Origin of the sequence: Chryseobacterium polytrichastri, from assembly GCF_900142445.1 — a bacterium.
GTDB lineage: Bacteria > Bacteroidota > Bacteroidia > Flavobacteriales > Weeksellaceae > Chryseobacterium > Chryseobacterium polytrichastri.
This window is the reverse complement of the sequence record NZ_FRAV01000005.1, coordinates 127,990-144,653: the sequence shown is the minus strand read 5'-3', so window position 1 is coordinate 144,653 and position 16,664 is coordinate 127,990. Positions and strand designations below refer to the sequence as shown.

General features: G+C 33.5%; 13 protein-coding genes and 1 riboswitch. Of the genes, 3 read left to right on the top strand and 10 right to left on the bottom strand.

Annotated elements, in window-relative coordinates:
• Positions 1 to 104: 104 nt before the first annotated feature.
• On the bottom strand, positions 105 to 2,471 hold the full coding sequence (locus tag BUB80_RS04625; RefSeq protein WP_073291375.1) for a patatin-like phospholipase family protein: 2,367 nt from the start codon (positions 2,469 to 2,471) through the stop codon (positions 105 to 107).
• 462 nt (positions 2,472 to 2,933) lie between these two features.
• Here BUB80_RS04625 and BUB80_RS04620 point away from each other — a divergent pair, with 462 nt between their 5' ends.
• Positions 2,934 to 3,146: a hypothetical protein gene (locus BUB80_RS04620; RefSeq protein WP_073291373.1), complete on the top strand. Its 213-nt coding sequence runs from the start codon at positions 2,934 to 2,936 to the stop codon at positions 3,144 to 3,146.
• Between the two features lie 64 nt (positions 3,147 to 3,210).
• On the opposite strand, the gene BUB80_RS04615 is transcribed toward BUB80_RS04620, so the two are convergent.
• From BUB80_RS04615 to BUB80_RS04590, 6 genes are all read right to left on the bottom strand, one after another.
• Positions 3,211 to 4,509: an MFS transporter gene (locus BUB80_RS04615; RefSeq protein WP_073291371.1), complete on the bottom strand. Its 1,299-nt coding sequence runs from the start codon at positions 4,507 to 4,509 to the stop codon at positions 3,211 to 3,213.
• Between the two features lie 21 nt (positions 4,510 to 4,530).
• Complete coding sequence (locus tag BUB80_RS04610; protein ID WP_083547047.1) at positions 4,531 to 5,940, bottom strand: hypothetical protein; 1,410 nt, start codon at positions 5,938 to 5,940, stop codon at positions 4,531 to 4,533.
• 102 nt (positions 5,941 to 6,042) lie between these two features.
• Complete coding sequence (locus tag BUB80_RS04605) at positions 6,043 to 7,308, bottom strand: sensor histidine kinase (protein WP_083547045.1); 1,266 nt, start codon at positions 7,306 to 7,308, stop codon at positions 6,043 to 6,045.
• A gap of 61 nt (positions 7,309 to 7,369) precedes the next feature.
• Positions 7,370 to 8,047, bottom strand: a complete 678-nt coding sequence (locus BUB80_RS04600) for a response regulator transcription factor (protein WP_073291367.1) — start codon at positions 8,045 to 8,047, stop codon at positions 7,370 to 7,372.
• Positions 8,048 to 8,124: 77 nt separating this feature from the next.
• The gene (locus BUB80_RS04595; protein WP_073291365.1) at positions 8,125 to 8,877 is read right to left on the bottom strand and encodes a DUF3575 domain-containing protein; all 753 of its coding nucleotides are present in this window, start codon (positions 8,875 to 8,877) and stop codon (positions 8,125 to 8,127) included.
• A gap of 152 nt (positions 8,878 to 9,029) precedes the next feature.
• On the bottom strand, positions 9,030 to 9,668 hold the full coding sequence (locus tag BUB80_RS04590) for a hypothetical protein (RefSeq protein WP_139262533.1): 639 nt from the start codon (positions 9,666 to 9,668) through the stop codon (positions 9,030 to 9,032).
• Between the two features lie 171 nt (positions 9,669 to 9,839).
• Between BUB80_RS04590 and BUB80_RS04585 the strand changes: the two genes are divergently transcribed.
• Both BUB80_RS04585 and BUB80_RS04580 read left to right on the top strand, forming a co-directional pair.
• Positions 9,840 to 11,927, top strand: coding sequence for an outer membrane beta-barrel protein (locus tag BUB80_RS04585; protein WP_073291362.1), 2,088 nt, complete (start codon positions 9,840 to 9,842; stop codon positions 11,925 to 11,927).
• Between the two features lie 324 nt (positions 11,928 to 12,251).
• Positions 12,252 to 13,748 carry a BspA family leucine-rich repeat surface protein gene (locus tag BUB80_RS04580; protein ID WP_073291360.1) on the top strand — a complete coding sequence of 499 codons (1,497 nt, stop codon included), beginning with the start codon at positions 12,252 to 12,254 and terminating at the stop codon, positions 13,746 to 13,748.
• A gap of 125 nt (positions 13,749 to 13,873) precedes the next feature.
• Here the strand turns inward: BUB80_RS04580 and BUB80_RS04575 are convergent, their stop codons facing one another.
• The 3 genes from BUB80_RS04575 to BUB80_RS04565 all read right to left on the bottom strand — a co-directional run bounded on the left by BUB80_RS04575 (position 13,874) and on the right by BUB80_RS04565 (position 16,658).
• Entirely contained in the window at positions 13,874 to 14,863 is a 990-nt protein-coding gene (locus BUB80_RS04575; protein WP_073291359.1) for a T9SS type A sorting domain-containing protein, read from the bottom strand.
• A gap of 243 nt (positions 14,864 to 15,106) precedes the next feature.
• A complete protein-coding gene (gene ribB, locus BUB80_RS04570; RefSeq protein WP_073291357.1) occupies positions 15,107 to 15,757 on the bottom strand; it encodes a 3,4-dihydroxy-2-butanone-4-phosphate synthase in 651 nt (216 codons plus the stop codon).
• 92 nt (positions 15,758 to 15,849) lie between these two features.
• Positions 15,850 to 15,975, bottom strand: a riboswitch (FMN riboswitch).
• 188 nt (positions 15,976 to 16,163) lie between these two features.
• Positions 16,164 to 16,658 (bottom strand): toxin-antitoxin system YwqK family antitoxin, encoded by a 495-nt coding sequence (locus BUB80_RS04565; protein ID WP_073291355.1) that lies wholly within the window; start codon positions 16,656 to 16,658, stop codon positions 16,164 to 16,166.
• Between the last annotated feature and the right edge of the window lie 6 nt (positions 16,659 to 16,664).

The window sequence follows — 16,664 nt, the reverse complement described above, 5'->3', positions numbered from 1 at the left end:
TGATTCAAAAAATGAGTTGAATGAAATATTAGGGATTATTTATGTTATTTATTTAAAATATATTAGGTGATAAAATAAACTGTTGATGATTAACGATGTTTATGTTAGAATTTAAAACCTATACTAAAATAAACTCTCCAAAAATTAATCGCATCATTTTTAGATACATTAATATTAATGGGACCTAAGATTGATTCGTATCCAAGGTTAAGGCCATAGCCTAAGATATCAGCTCCATTTTTAAAAGAAGAAAGTTCATCACTTACTCTACCATAATGAAAAGAAGGAGTAAGATAAAGGTGTTTATACAACTTATATTGTACATCTAGACCTAGCTTAGCAAAAGAATTTACAGGGAATTCTTTTTGTCTGAATCCGTTAAACTCAGGGTTGAGGCCACTGAAATTATATTCACTGCCTCCAAGATTATATTTTTGATTGAAAAAAAGATAAGGAATCTGCTCCTGATCTTCACCCGTATTTCTGGATGAGAAAAACGTACCTAAAAATGCATTAGCTTTTACAGAAAGTCTTTTATTAACAGGGAATACGAAATTTTCATTGATCACCAAGCTTATCATATTTTTTGGTCTGAAATAAGCAGGGTCACTTGGATTCAAATAATCGTATAATGCGGGTTGCACTTTTTGTAAATCATATAGATTATACTGATGTCCAAAATAATAGGTAGATAATATTTGTAGATTATTACCAGAAGTTGGATAATATTTTTCGTTTAAACTATTTTGGTTGAATTTAAAAAACATATCAAAATTATTATGCTGATATACCTTTCTGTCATTAGTACCCGATATTATTTGGCCTATTCTGTCTATTGAACGATTAATTCTTTCCGTATTATACTCAATTCCCATTGAGGCCATAGCATTAGGGGCAAGGGTGTAGTTGATGGCCGTATTTATGTTAGAATTTCTGTAAATATAATCTGAGATACGAGCGTTATCTAATTCATTATAATCATTCGTTAATCGGAGGATGAAGTCATTACTCTTCAGATGAGACGTGCTTGCTTCTGCACTGATCCACCAGCGAAAATCATTGTCCAGGAATTTTTGAAACTGAATACGCCCTTTGAATCGTTCAGAAATATCCACCGTTGCTAAGGCCCGAAATTTATGCTCAATACTTCTGTATGTATAATTCACAATAATACCTACTGATTGTTCCGTATCATAATGGAGTGCAAGCTTAAGTGCGCTATTTTTTACTCTTTTGATGAAGATGTTCATGATAAGTCCTTCCCCTGCATCGGTATAAGTATAATATACTTTTTCATATTGTCTCATACCAAAAATCCTGTCAATGGCTTCATTGGCACTTTTTGCGTCGTAGTATTCACCTTCTTTTAATCTCATAAGGTCTCTGATACTTTGGATTTCTGAAGGGTTGGTTAAAGGAGTTCCATTATCTTCACTGTAAGTAAATTGTATGGTTGGCTTTTTTACTTCTTGAATCATTTTGTGCTCATACACAATTCCTAATCTACGCTGTTCATTGGCTAAAGCAATGAATTCGGGAAGATGTTTCTTGGCTTCATCTTCACCTATTTTAATGATTTCTTTATAGTTTTTAAAATCTTTTGTTGTGTACTTATTAAGAGGAGTTACGAAGTCTACTAAGATATCAGACATTTTTTTTTGTTCATTAAAATCCTGAACAGAGCGAAAGGCATGTGTCTGATAAATCATTTTCATAGGGTTTTCAATCTCTTTTTTTGTGAAAAGCCTAAATCCTGTATAACCACCCATAATATAGTCTGCTCCCATGTCTTTTACTTCTTTTACTGGGAAATTCCTGTCGAGTCCTCCATCTACGAGCAAGTTTCCGTCTATATACACCGGTGCAAAAGCAGCAGGTATAGCAAGAGTAGCACGTATTGCCAAAGCTAAAGATCCTTTTTTCTGCATAATAAGTCCTCCGTTGATAATATCCGATGAGGTAAGTTCAACCGGGATAGGAAGCTTGCTGAAATCATTGATGTGTTTAGCCGGAAAGGTAAGGGTGTTCAATACTTCAGACATATATTGTCCTTCTATATAAGAGCCTGGCAAGGACGGTAATCCATTTGTCATTGGGAACTCTATAATGTATTTGTTGTATTCATCTTTTTCACTGATGTTTACTTTGTTGTAAGGAATTTTATTGCTTAAAACTCTTTTCCATTTTGTATTATATACAACTTCTTTTAGGCTGTCTCCGCTATATCCCATGGCATATAGACCTCCTAAAATACCTCCCATACTGGTTCCGGTAATATAATCTACTTTTATACCTAAAGAATCTATTACTTTTAGAATTCCTATATGAGCAAAGCCTTTTGCCCCACCTCCGCTTAATGCAAGTCCGAATTTAGTGTCTTTTGTAATTATTTTTTTTGACTGTAAAGAATCTTGCGCTGAAAATAAAGTGAATGTGAAAAGGAAAGTTAAATAATAAATGATTTTTTTCATCAATTAGGTTTGCGCAAATGTAATGAAACTTATGAAACTTAAAAATTATTTAGATTATTTTTTAGTTAAATATTTGGCGTAAGTGATTTGTTTTCAATGGTTCAGTGTTTCAGCGTTTTAGTATTTTTTAAAGATTATGTAGATTTTTTTACTTGAATAAAGTAGAATTAATAATAATTGTATCCTAATAAATTCTCTTTTAAAGAAGAATTTTATTTCCTTAGAAAAAATGTTTTCGAATCAATTTGTTCACTATTAATTAATAATTCGTTAACAATTAATTAATAACTAGATAGTTAGGTATAGTTTTTGCATCCTATTGAAATTAATAAAAAAATGGTGAATACCTAACGTTTGTATTGAAATATTCACTAAATTTATTAAATATTTAAACTTATCCTTTAAAAAGTAGGGGATGTTTAATATAAAGTTATAATTTTTTAATTAAATCCAAAAATATAGATGAATAATATCCAAGAAGAATTTCAGGTCTTTAGAGACGAGTTGAAAAAATTGAATATCGAAGTACAGAAAGTTGTAAAAGTAGGTAATGGTAGTATGGACTTTCATGAAGTTTTCTATAAATCCCCAAGATATGAGGATGTGAAAACTATTTATGTACAACGTCACCACCTGGATGAGCTTATTGTAAAATTCAGACAGGCATATGCCTAAAAAATATAAAACGCGGTTCAGGATTTCTGAAACGCGTTTTTCTTTATAAGAGGTTCAATGTTTCTTAGTCCTCATTTAATTTTGAAGTTTCTTTGGTGTCTTTCATTCTTACATATACCAATAAAGAGAAGAGTATACACGCAGTAATATACCAATAGAAGTAATGCTCTATTCCTAATTTTTTCAGCCATAGTGCAATATATTCTGCACTTCCTCCAAATATCGCTACTGTTAAAGCGTACGGTAATCCCACACCTAAAGCACGTACTTCAGAAGGGAAAAGTTCAGCCTTTACAATTGCATTAATAGAAGTGTATCCGCTTACAATAATCAGAGCAGCCATAATAAGAAAAAAAGCGGTCCACATAGAAGTTGTATGACTTAAAGCTGTTAGTAATGGTACAGTACATATTGTTCCCAAAATTCCAAAACCTAGAAGCAAAGGTCTTCTTCCGATTCTATCAGATAATCCTCCAAAAACAGGTTGCAGACAAGCAAATATAAACAAGGAAACAAATGAAATGAGCGTAGATTGTTCTTTGGTAAGATGAACAGTATTGATCAAGAACTTTTGCATGTAAGTGGTGTACGTATAAAATGCTAATGTTCCACCTAGTGTTAGTCCTACAACCGTTAATAAAGCTTTTGGATGTTTTAAAAGTTCTGTGATACTTCCTTTTTTCTTATCGTTAACCTCCTTTTTATTTTCAAAAGCTTCAGTTTCATGAAGATTAGCTCTTAGATATAAAGCAATTACGGATAAAATAGCTCCAATAACGAAAGGGATTCTCCAGCCCCAATCTTCGAGTTGAGCTTCTGTTAATAATAATTTTTGTAAAATCAACTGAATTCCTAAAGCAATTAATTGACCTCCAATCAACGTTACATATTGGAAACTTGAATAAAACCCTCTTCGGTCTTCTGTTGCCATTTCGCTGAGGTAGGTTGCAGAAACACCGTATTCTCCTCCAACACTTAATCCTTGTAATAGCCTTGCGATAAGAAGGAGGGCAGGCGCTAAAATACCTATCGTTTTATACGTTGGCGTTAATGCAATAAGTAAAGAACCAAATGACATCAGTAAAACAGAAAGCGTCATTGCTCTTTTTCTTCCGATTTTATCGGCGATACTTCCGAACATCCATCCTCCGATGGGACGCATTAAAAAGCCAACGGCAAAAATTCCTGCCGTATTCATTAATTGTGCATTAAGATCTGAATCCGGAAAAAACGAATTGGAAAAATAAATAGCGAAGGCAGCGTACGCATACCAATCGTACCATTCTACGAGATTTCCTATGGAACCTCCAATGATGGCTTTTATTCGTTGGGCAGTTGTAATTTGAGTAGTATTAGTATTCATATGGGTAAGATATTAAATTTTTTAAAGTACAATTTGAAGAGACAGTAAAAATTCTCCTTTTCTGTCAAAAATTCTTTTTGAAGCTGTATCATATAAAGGTCTGCTGCTGTATTGGGCGACAATTCTTGCATTTTGACCGTATAAAAAAAGATTGGCCCCGATGTCGTAATAGCTTCCGCTTTGGTTTAATGCTTTCATATCTTTAAGAGCATAATTAAAGAAGGGTTGTACTTTCACGATCTTACTGAATTTTGGAAGGACAAAGCCTAACTGTGAAAACCAAATATTTCCGGTTCCCATTAAAACCCTATTATTTCCTGCGCCTTCCAACGCTCTTTCGCCTGTGAATCCGGCATCCACAGTTCCGGGGTTCATGATCCCGCTTACTCTCAGGTAATTTGGGCCGTAGTTATAGTTGTAGAAAACAGAATAAAGCGTAAGTCCCATTTCTTTACTTTTATCACCTAATGGAAGTTCAGAATATACATCTGCTCCGAGAATATTGACATCGTGAGATTCAAAAACATTTTGTGAAGGTTGAGATTGGGCAGCGTCTTTATTGGTGTAAAAACCGGCTCCAAGGTTCAAAACTTTTTTTGCAGCTAAATTATTTCCGGCTAAAAATGAGGTGCTGGTAACTTCTTTATTGAAAAATTGATAATAGGCATATCCTGCATACGATAGTTTTCCACTTTGATTGTTATCTACAGCAGGCCCGCCAACAGTGGGTTTTGTACTGGTTGCAAAAGGTTTATTAACACTGAAACGATAATTAACTCTATCAAATTCTCCATGAACAAAAATACCAAGCTGTCTTGAAAACTGATCAGCTATTTCAATCGTAGGGAAATTAAAAATAGGAATATCACCTGCAAGCATTTTGGTTGTACTTGTATTGGTCAACCGGCTTACTCCATTCCATGAATGAAGTCCCGCTCCTATGTAAAGGTTATTTTTATTGGGTTTTCCTGTCTGAAAATCATTTCTTGGGATAATTGCCAATTCATTATAAGCATCATGAAAAAAGAAAGGTGCTTTTTTTCCTGCTCCATTACTTCCTGTTCCCGTTCCACCTCCGGAAATGAAATTTTGATTATTGATTCCCATCTGCAAAAAAACAGAATAAAATGGGGTGAGCTGGCTTTGAATGGTCAATCTCATTCTTCTTATTCCTACATCGTATGTTTGATTCTGAGCAACACCATTGACTGCCGTTCCAGGATTGTTATCAATACTGCGAAGCCAGATCTGACTGGAAATACCAAATTTTAACCATTGATCGCCTTTTTTATTCAGGTTGATTTTAAGATCTCCAATATCTAATGGATTTTTTTCAGTTGGAACTTCTTCTATTTTTTCGACTCTTATGCTGTCTTGGCTATAAGCATATTGGAAGGTCGTAAATGCTAAAATTAGAACTATTTTTTTCATAGGCGTTTTTACTTGTGCCTAAACAATACATAAATTCTGAAGAAATTCTGAAGTTTTTAAAGAAATGAAGTTTTTGATATTAATATTTTGATTTTCAGTGTTTTATTTTGTTAAATTGATTCTTATGGTATGCAAGTTGTCCTCAAAATGATACGAAATTTCATAGTCATAAATCTCCAAAATTTTCTTCACGAGCGCCAAACCGATGCCAATGGAATTTTGATTGGGGTTTCCACGTTTGAATCTTTTGAACAATTCTTCTGTTGGGATTGAGGGTGGATTTCCTGTATTTGAGATCTGAAAAAAATTCTCTGTAAGGGTTACCAGAATCTTTCCATTCTTTATATTATGTCTTTTGGAGTTATTAATAAGGTTGTTAATAACAATAGAAGCGAGATTTTCATCAAAATTAAGATACACATCCTCATGAATTTCTTTAACTAAACTAAGGTTTTGAATTTCAAAGAGATCTTCAAAATATTGGAGTCTTTCTTTTAATAATTCAGAGAAATTAATCCGTTGAGATTCATTTTTTTCAAAGTGTTCTAATTTTGCGAGAAGAATCAAAGATTGATTGATGGACGAAAGCCTGTCGAGCTCGTCATTCATAGATGAAAGAGTGATCAATTGATTTTCTGAAAGTTCACTGTCCATTAATAATTCTATTTTTCCTTTAATAGAAGCTAATGGAGTTTGCAATTCGTGGGAGGTATTTTCTGAGAGTTCTTCCAATAGATGATAGTCTTTCTTTGAGCTTTCAGACATTTTCAGGAGAAACTTATTCAATGATTTGAATTCTTCGGTTTCTGTTTTCATAAGATCCATGGAACGATCGTCCTTTAGGCTAAACTTTTTGATCTCTTCCATTGCATGATAAAAAGGATTAAGAATTTTTTTTGATACCAAAACACTCACAATAATGGTAAGGATGATAAGAAAAACCATGATCCAGGCTACGACCATAATGATACTCATGATAAATTGGTTCTCAATAATGGTGATATACCTTATACTTGTAATGGAATATTTTTTTTGATGAATAACAGGGTAGGAGGTTACAGAAATTCGGTTGATATAAGACTGGATGCTTTTATTCCAGGTGTATTTTTCTTCAATTATTTTTTCCTTGGTAATCTTGGTGTCGGGTGGAAGAATTTTAACCTGCGTTTGACGGTGAAATTTAAGATAATCATAAGCAGAATCTTTTTCAAGCCTATGCGTGATATACGTATTGAGATCTTCCAGTTTTACAATGGCAGAACGCATGGTCGCCCTTTCAAAAGCAAAATACAAAATTGTAAAGCCTGTGATGAGGACGAAAAATACCAAAATGGTAAATGCTCTTGCAAAACGGAAGCTTAAATTCATTTTAAAGATATTAGACTAGCATTTTCATATGTTATTCCAAGGTAAATCTGAAGTGTAATTTCTATTTGTCGATCCATTTATACCCCAATCCGTAGACAGTTTGTAGGTAATCTTTTCCCCCTCCGTCTATTATTTTCTTTCTTAAGTTTTTAAGATGTTGATATACAAAGTCTACATTATCAATGCTATAGGTGTAGTCTCCCCAAAGATGACTTGCGATGGCTTGTTTAGAAAGCATCCTGTTTTGATTATTAATAAAATAGATCAGTATGTTGAGCTCTTTTTTGGTAAGATTTAGCAATTGATCATTGATTTTACATTCCTTAGATTGCAGATCAATTGTAATTTCATTGAAACTCAGGATGCGGTTAGCTTCGGGTGTTTTTCTTCTTACCACCGCTTTAATTCTTGAATGAAGCTCGGGCAGAGAAAATGGTTTTGTGATATAATCATCTGCGCCATCATCTAATCCGGCTAATTTTGTGTCTAAAGAATTTTTTGCAGAAACAATAATTACGCTGGCTGATGGAGAATCTTTTTTGATCTGTTGTAAAATCTCTAAGCCATTTCCGTCAGGAAGCATAAGGTCTAGAAGAATACAGTCATATTCAAAAAGTTCAATCTTTTCTAAAGCTTCTCGCGTATTAGAAGCCACCTCACAAACGTAATCTTCTTTCTTCAGATAGTCTGTAATATTGGTTGCAAGATCTTTATGGTCTTCTATGATAAGGATTTTCATGTCAAATTATTAATCCGAATATAGTATATTCTTTTTAAAGATATAAAAATCTGCTCAGGAATGTTGACTGTAATTTTTTAAAACCTATACCCCAAAGACAATCCACTTCTGAAACCGGCCCAAGGTCCGTCTACTTTTATTTTGGCGCCTCTTTCATTGGTTTCTATGGTGTAATCTACAAATGGAATATCTAAATTTTCAATTTCTTTTTTTAGTTGGTTCTGCATTTCTGGCGTTAGGATATAATCACTTGTAAGAATGAAATCACCTTTTCCGCTTCCATAATGGCCTCCTGCAATCCAAAAATCTAAGACTAAACTTTCACTTTTATTAAGGAAAAACTGAGCACCCACCATAACACCTCCGCTGTTTCCGTTGGTACTTCCTGATCCTTTAAGAGGAATTTGAAACGTCACAGCATTGGCAGCGTTATAATCATAATAAAAATCGAAAGTATTGGAAGTTACTTTTGAATATCTATAATAGGGGGCAATATAGAATCCCTTTCCAAAACCTTTTCCGATATAAAAGCGAGGCTCTATGGTAAAATTGGTTGCTTTTACTCTTAAATTTTGAAATCTCTTTTCGTCCTCATCATTTAAAAATGAATTGATGAAAGGAACTTTTCCCTCAGGCATGGTTCCAAAACCTACATTAATGGAAAACCATTGGTTAATTGATCTTTCATAAGACAAATTAATGTTTCTGAACACATATCCCGTAACGTTGGTTTTAATGATATTCATTTTGTCTGAAGAAACCGAGCCAGATTCTTGTGCCTCCACTTTCGAAAGAAGAAAGCAAAGAATAACGATGAGGTATTTTTTCATGACTTTATATTTTGATTATACATTCTGTGAGTTGGTGTATGGAAACGGAAGCAAAAAGCGAGCAAAAAATCAATAAACTGTGAGTTTAATTTTTAATTTTGGTTAAAAATAGTAATATAATATTGATTCTTATAAGAAAATTTAAACCTGAGTTATTTTTTCTTCTTCTTTAAAATTAAAAAAGCTAATACTAAAATAAAGACCATTGAAATAACAATGATCACAATTTTTAGATTCTTATTTTCTGATTGGCTGGTACTTAATTCTCTATCTAAGGTGTTGATTTTCTGATTAGGAGTATTAGGTTCATCTAATAATTCTATAAGTTCTTGAGGTTTTGCATTTTTTACTTTTAATTCTTGCGTGAAATCTGCATTTAATTTTTCAAGTAATTTAAAATCTTCCTGAGTTACAAAACTCATTTCTTTGGTTGCCAAACAATGTTCGGAGTATATAAATCCAGTATCGGAATCAATATATCCAAAAATTAAATATCTCCCTTTTTCAATAAAGGGATAATCACAAGAACGAATTTGTGAAGTAAAAAGAGTCGCCTGATCTACATAAAAGCCATCATAGTTTTCCGATTTAAAAACTTTTTCAATTTTTACGGTGCTTATAAAATTTTGTAATGTTTTGAAGCCCGATGGCGTTTGTTTAACAGATTGTATATCTCCAATGAAAACAAAATCAGCATTTTTAAATGATTGTTGTATGTTTTGAGCTTCACATTTACATGCCCACATTTTAACAGATAAAAATAGAATTGTAAAAAATAAAAACCTCTTCATTTCCTAATGATTTTGAAAAACTAAATTATCTAAAAAAAGTCTATAGACAAAGGAAATAAGAAGGGAAAATATTTTTAATGAATAAATTTATAGAATAATAAAAAAACTTAAGTTTGTGATGTAATAAACTGCGGCTGTCGGCTGTTTTATAGATGTTACTTAGATTTATATATGAAAAAAGCTATATGTTCTGTATTTTTCCTTTGTGGAGTTTTTGTCTTCTCACAGGAAAATGCAAAAAATGATACAATAAACGATACAAAGACGGGAGAGATTCAAGAAGTTATTCTGAAGGCTCAGCGTAAAAAGCAATTTGCAGACAAAGCAGTGTATACTTTCGATAAGGAGGCTTTGGAAAAGGCCCGTTATGCAAAAGACCTTCTAAAAACATTACCGGAATTACAGCTTGATCCTATTTCCAATACGCTTAAAAGCATCAAAGGAGGAACTACCTTGTTTTTGATCAATGGAATTGAAGCTACGGATATGCAGATCCGAAGTGTTCAGCCAAGTGAAGTTATTAAAGTAGAATATTATGATATTCCACCTGCGAGATGGGCTACAAGAGCAGATACTGTAATTAACCTGTTGACCCGTTCGGCAGAAACAGGATATGTTTTCGGTGCTGATCTTACGAGTGCTTTTACCACAGGCTTTATAAACGGTTCGGCATATGCTAATTATACCAAAGGAAAGAATAATTTCGGGTTAGAATATTCTATCAATCTTAGGGATTATGATGACAGAAGAGTTCAGAGTATTTATGATTATCAGTTGGGCGGAGAGCATTACCGTTCGGATGAAAACAAAAAAGACCATTTTGGATATACCTTTCAAAACATAGCCTTACGTTACACGCGTCAGGTTCCCGATAATTATGCCTTTCAGGCAAAACTGAATATGGATATTTTCAACAGTTTTGTAAATGGTAACGGAGGAAGTATTTTTACAAAAGATAATTTTTCGGAGGAACATCAAATACTTAAAAATGGTAGTACAGAATATGTAACGCCCACATTAGATCTATATTTTTCAAAAAATATAAGTAAAAAAGATGAGTTGAGTTTAAATGTTGTGGCTAACCATTTTACGACTGACACTTCCGAGTTTGCTAAAGAATGGATTATTTCTTCAGGGCAATCTGTTTTTGATAATGATATGAATCTTAAAGCAAAACAAACCGGAGTAGTAGGAGAGTTGGCTTATACTCATGATTTCGAAGTAGGTAAACTTTCATCAGGATATCGTGTTTCTAATACTTCTATTTCTAATGATTTGCAGAATTTATCGGGTTTTTCGGAATACAGTGTTAATTATCTGGAGCAGTATGTGTATTCTGAATTTGCCGGAAAAATAAAGAAATTCAGCTATCGTATTGGGGCCGGGCTAATGAATATTCATAATAAAAGTGCCGAAAATACTTTTGATGAATGGTCTTTTGTTCCCAAGCTTGTTTTGGGGTACCAACTGAAAAATAATCAGAGCCTTCGTTTTACAAGCAGTTATAAACCAAAAAGTCCGGGAAGTTCGGCTTTAAGTAGCAACGTTGTTCAGTTGGCACCGAATATTGTACAGCGTGGAAATCCTTTTCTTACTTCTCAGCAGACGTTTGGAAATAACTTAATCTATTCTTTTAATAATAAACATTTTGATTTTAACGCGAATCTTTTTTACTGGAATACGCAGCGTACGATCAATCAATTCTATGTTTTAGATGAGGCGTTGGGTAATTATGCCCTTACGTATGAAAATGCAAAAAGTTCTCAACAGTATGGTGTTCAGCTAACAGGTTCTTATAAACCTTTTGGAAGTAGCCTTCTTGTTATAAAAGCAGTGATTGCCCCTGCATCAGAAACTGTGAGAACAAGCAGTGGCGCTTTGATTAAGAATAATTATATAGGAAATAATTTTGTAGTATCGTCTGAATATAAATCATTTTCGATGCAGTATCAGATCAATATTCCGGTGTATACATTGAGTGGAGCATTTCTCAACCTTAATGAGAATCAGAACCATATATTTGTAAGTTATAAAAAGAAAGAATGGACGTTGTCAACAGGGATGTACTGGATCGGGATGCCTTCCCAATATAAAACCAAAAGTTTACCAGAAAGTTTGGTTAATTATTCACGAGTAGGACAAATTATGAATAATAAATCTATGTTTGTGTTAGGAGTAAGCTATGATTTCTCAAAAGGTAAAAAAACAGATCTAGAAAAGAAATTAAATAACTCAACAGCGCCGGCAGCTACTTTTTAAATTGAGTTTAAACTTAAATAAAAAATCCGCTCAGAAATATTCTGAGCGGATTTACTTTTTGGATATATGGCATTATTAAGCGAAAGGGTTTTGTGTTATTGAAAAAATTATCTGAGCATTCAAAATATAAATCTGATCATAGAAAAATAGTATTCAATGACGTTTGAATTTGATTTATAGGAAGAAAATAAATTTGTAAAATAATCAAATTAAATTTTAATACGACAAGTTCTGTCGCTATGCGTCTATATCTTTGTATTAGAAATAAGAAACAGAATCCCGGGAAGTTATGATCTTATTAAATCAAATTTTAACCTTGAAATTATGTATAAAAAACAACTAGTAACCATTTTTCTTTTTCTATTTTTCATTTCTTATGCGCAGAATGAATTTATTACGGTATGGAAACCTAATATCACGGGTACCGTTGATAATGCAATATCTTTTGGAGGTACCGGAACCAGCTATACCATTGCCTGGGAAGAAGTAGGATATCCTCAGCATAATGGGGCACTTAGTTCTGTAACATCAAGTAGCGGCAGTCCTGCGGTGATTTCTTTTGGTACTTCTTTAAATACAAATCCTATTCAGGCAACTTACAGAGTAAAAGCATCAAATGGGAGTGGATTATTTTATGGATTTAGAGGTAGCGCAAATATGATTGCTGCTGGAAATCCAAAACTCTTCGAAGTGAGTCAATGGGGAGATATCCTTTGGCTTCAGCAATTTGATAAAGGATTTTCAAGCTGTCCAAACCTTGATGTAACCGCTACAGATGCTCCTAATCTAACACAAATTAATAATTTATCTGAAATGTTCATTCATTGCCCATCTTTGATTGGTAATCCGTCATTTGCTAACTGGAACACAAGCAACATTACAAATATGAACAGTATGTTTAGCAGAGCAAAGTTGTTTAATCAGCCTATTGGAACTTGGAATACAGCAAAAGTAACAGATTTTCGGGATATGTTTTCTTACGCATCAGCTTTTAATCAAAATATTTCTGCCTGGAATACCTCGTCCGGAACCAATTTCATTTCAATGTTTCAGGATGCGGTAGCGTTCAACCAGCCATTAAATTCATGGAATACAAGCAATGCAACGAATTTCCGTAATATGTTCTCTAATGCTACATCCTTTAATCAGCCTCTTAATAATTGGAACACCAGTAAAGTAATAAGTTTTGGTCAAATGTTTACCAATGCATCATCATTTAATCAGCCTATTGGAAACTGGGATGTTAGTAAAGTTTGGGGGGCTGAGAGTTTTAGGATGTTTAATGGTGCTTCACTTTTTGATCAGGATATTTCTACCTGGAATATCAGCTTTCAAAATGTTCCTTCGGCCTATGTGTATTTCGGATTTAACAATTCTGGTTTATCATGTATTAATTATAATAAATTTCTAATTGCTCTCAGCAATAATCCTACATTATCAAACTTAGGATCTGCAATTGGAGTCATAGAAGCAGCAGGAATAACTTATTCTACACCACAAGCAATTATGGCAAGAGCTCAATTGGTAAACAAAGGATTTAATATTACTGGAGATACTTATAATGCAAGTTGCAGCGCAAGTTTATCAACTTTAGAAACTTCAACAAAATTAAAAACTTCTGCTTATCCTAACCCAACAACGGGATTAATAACTGTTGAATCTACAGCCAACGAAACAGCTTATTTGTATGACAGCACAGGAAGAATCATTAAAAATATGACTTTAAGTAAAGGAAATAATAGTATTGATCTTAGTGAGTTTCCATCAGGGAATTATCTGTTAAGAGGTAATACAACTTTTGCTAAAATAATTAAGAAATAGACTGTTCTAAAATTCAGAAATAGGTCTGCTTGTATAAAGTAAGCTCCAAAGTCGAAAGGCTTTGGAGCTTTTTTGTTATGATGAATGCTGTGTTTATATCATTCAATTATTAATCATTAAAACTTTTATTTTTTGATAAACTTCACGATTTCTGTCTTTGCATCTTTTCCGGAAGCTTGTATGAAGTAATTGGCTGTAGGAAGTTCAGAGATCTGCACTTTTCCGGATTTTAGATCCGATGTTTTGATCAGTTTTCCGTCCAGACTATAGATAGAAACGGTTGAATAATTTCCTGTTTCTCCTTTTAATTCAATAAAATCCTGTGCTGGATTAGGATATATTTTAAGAGCTTCTTTTTTAACTGTATGATCATTTACGGCTAGGAAAGCTTCATTTAAAGCCTGCGCGCCTACCGTAGTTTGATTAATGCTTAAAAGTGGTACGTTTATATTTGCAGTTGTTGAAGAAAGTAAAGGGAATTTATGAGAACTGTCGTAATAGGTGTAAGCAGTATTAGTAACTGTTCCTACAGGAACCGGAACTCCTGCTACAGACAAATTAAAATTCTGAACAGATTTAATTCTTAATACATTGGTATAGGTCTTTGCTCCTACGATTAATGTTCCACTTGCATCGGCGGAAATATTGATCGTTCCGCTAAATGTTCCGGAGGCTGCGGTGGAAGTAAATGTTCCGGATGCCGTATCAGGTTCTGAATATCCAAAAGCAGCAGGATAAGAAATAAATGTTCCGTTATTTGTTGTGAAATTCAAGGTGGCATCTGGCGTAATAAGACCCGTGATTTCCAATTTAGAAGCCGTTGCTTTATAGTATATCGTATTGCTGCCATTCACCATTTTAATCGTTGTTCCCGGATAGGTACTGATTTCACCGGAAGTAGGTGCCGAATAATTAGCCGAGGCAGCAGAACCTTGGGTTAAACTGCTGTTAGAAAAGATAGCATTTGAGCCTGTTACAGAATTGTCTACCGTTCCGATTACATTATAATTATTTGCAAAGTCACCGATGATAGGATCATTAAATGCTTTGGTAATGGTTGTTTGTGCTGAACAAACACTAAAGGTTGCCAACAAAAAAAGTACAGATGTTTTCATAGTTAAAAATTTCTTTAAAGATAATTAAAATGCCCTATCGAAAATATATTTTATTTAGGGGTAACTTATTTTTAATGAAATGTTTAAAAGAGAATTGTTTGATGAATTAAGTCTGTATTTCTTTTGAGAGTTTAGCTGAAATAGTGTTAAATTCTTTAGCTATAATATTTATGAATTCAACAATAAAAATCCGCTCAAGTAAAACTCAAGCGGAAATTTTATGTGCGTTATCTATTTAAAAATTTAGTTCTGACTGATCATCATTTTACGGTAAGAATAAATGTCCTCAATCGTAACGACGGTCATTTCTCTTTTTGCTGCAAAATCTACGATCTCTGGAAGTCTTGCCATAGAACCGTCTTCGTTCGTTAATTCACAAAGCACAGCATCATCCCCAAGATTGGCTAGTTTTACCAAATCTACACTTCCTTCGGTGTGTCCACGTCTTTCAAAAACACCATCTTTTCTGGCGATTAAAGGGAAAACGTGTCCCGGACTTGCAATGTGTTCTGCCAATGCATTTTCAGCAATCGCTGTTTTGATTGTTGTTACACGGTCTTTCGCTGAAACACCAGATTCTACGCCTTCTTTGGCTTCAATGGTAATGGTAAAAGCTGTTTGATTTTTTGAGTTGTTGCTTTCCACCATTGGGCGAAGATTAAGATGTTTACTTTTTTCTTCCGAGATGCATAAACAAACGATGCCGCTGCATTCGCGGATCAAAAGTGCCATGTCTTTTTCTGTAATGGTGGAGGCAGGGAAGATGATGTCGCCTTCGTTTTCACGGTTTTCATCATCTACTAAAAGGATGCCTTTTCCTTTTTGTAATTTTAAAAGTGCATTTTCTACACGTTCTTGGGAGGTAGCTCCGAATTTTTCTAATAATTTTTCCATGTTATTTTACTGTTGAAAGTTAAAATACACTTCGGTACATGGAAATGAAAGACAACACAACAAGTCTATCAAAATAGTCTTATTGATTGTTTCATTTTCTTCTCTCATCCAGACTGTAACTGTCGGTTTTGGAGTTTCACCAAATCAGTCCTTTCGTTAAAAAGGAGTCGCGGACTGTAACCGCCGGTAGGGAATTGCGCCCTGCCCCGAAGAAAACTTATGTTAAGTTTTACTGTATGTTTGTTTTAATTGTTCTTTTAATTCATAAATTTTTTATCTAACGCACAGGCTGCTAATTTCGGGAAGTTTTTTGAATTGGGAAATGAATTTTGATAGGATTTATTAGATTTTCTCTAAGTTATTATTTGTTGAATTCGGATAAGTTTTATTTTTAAGAAGTACTAATTTAAAGAATTTGCTTTCCGGCTTTATAATTTTGAATTGTTTTCTCTTTTCCATCCTCATTATACATTTCCCATCTGCCATCGTAGACTCCATCTTTCCAGTTTCCTATGCCACGGATCTTTCCGTTTTCATACCAGTATTCATGAGTTCCATTTGGTTTTCCATTTATAAATTCTCCTTTGCGGGCTTTCTGACCATTTGGATGCCAGTATTCCCAAATTCCATTTTCTTTTAGATTTTCAATCTTCCCGCTTGAATATAATTTTCCATTTAGGTAATAGGCCTTTTTAAACCCATTTGTTATTGGTTTGAATTCAATTGTTTTTACCTGAACCTCATTTAAATTCTGTCCATTTTTGGCAAAGTCTTGTTTAGCAATCAAAGTGTTTTCGATATAAATTTCATATTCTTCTAAATTTATATTTTGAGAATAAAAGTTTTGGTTTACAAAAATTGTTAAGAATACTGTAAAAAGTATTTTATATATATGTTGCATTGTAGT

Excerpts from the sequence above, each read along its gene's own strand:
- BUB80_RS04615 (WP_073291371.1), bottom strand. The coding sequence starts at position 4,509 with ATGAATACTAATACTACTCAAATTACAACTGCCCAACGAATAAAAGCC.
- BUB80_RS04585 (WP_073291362.1), top strand. The coding sequence starts at position 9,840 with ATGAAAAAAGCTATATGTTCTGTATTTTTCCTTTGTGGAGTTTTTGTC.
- BUB80_RS04625 (WP_073291375.1), bottom strand. The coding sequence starts at position 2,471 with ATGAAAAAAATCATTTATTATTTAACTTTCCTTTTCACATTCACTTTA.
- BUB80_RS04600 (WP_073291367.1), bottom strand. The coding sequence starts at position 8,047 with ATGAAAATCCTTATCATAGAAGACCATAAAGATCTTGCAACCAATATT.
- BUB80_RS04565 (WP_073291355.1), bottom strand. The coding sequence starts at position 16,658 with ATGCAACATATATATAAAATACTTTTTACAGTATTCTTAACAATTTTT.
- ribB (WP_073291357.1), bottom strand. The coding sequence starts at position 15,757 with ATGGAAAAATTATTAGAAAAATTCGGAGCTACCTCCCAAGAACGTGTA.
- BUB80_RS04595 (WP_073291365.1), bottom strand. The coding sequence starts at position 8,877 with ATGAAAAAATACCTCATCGTTATTCTTTGCTTTCTTCTTTCGAAAGTG.
- BUB80_RS04620 (WP_073291373.1), top strand. The coding sequence starts at position 2,934 with ATGAATAATATCCAAGAAGAATTTCAGGTCTTTAGAGACGAGTTGAAA.
- BUB80_RS04610 (WP_083547047.1), bottom strand. The coding sequence starts at position 5,940 with ATGAAAAAAATAGTTCTAATTTTAGCATTTACGACCTTCCAATATGCT.
- BUB80_RS04580 (WP_073291360.1), top strand. The coding sequence starts at position 12,252 with ATGTATAAAAAACAACTAGTAACCATTTTTCTTTTTCTATTTTTCATT.
- BUB80_RS04575 (WP_073291359.1), bottom strand. The coding sequence starts at position 14,863 with ATGAAAACATCTGTACTTTTTTTGTTGGCAACCTTTAGTGTTTGTTCA.
- BUB80_RS04605 (WP_083547045.1), bottom strand. The coding sequence starts at position 7,308 with ATGAATTTAAGCTTCCGTTTTGCAAGAGCATTTACCATTTTGGTATTT.
- BUB80_RS04590 (WP_139262533.1), bottom strand. The coding sequence starts at position 9,668 with ATGAAGAGGTTTTTATTTTTTACAATTCTATTTTTATCTGTTAAAATG.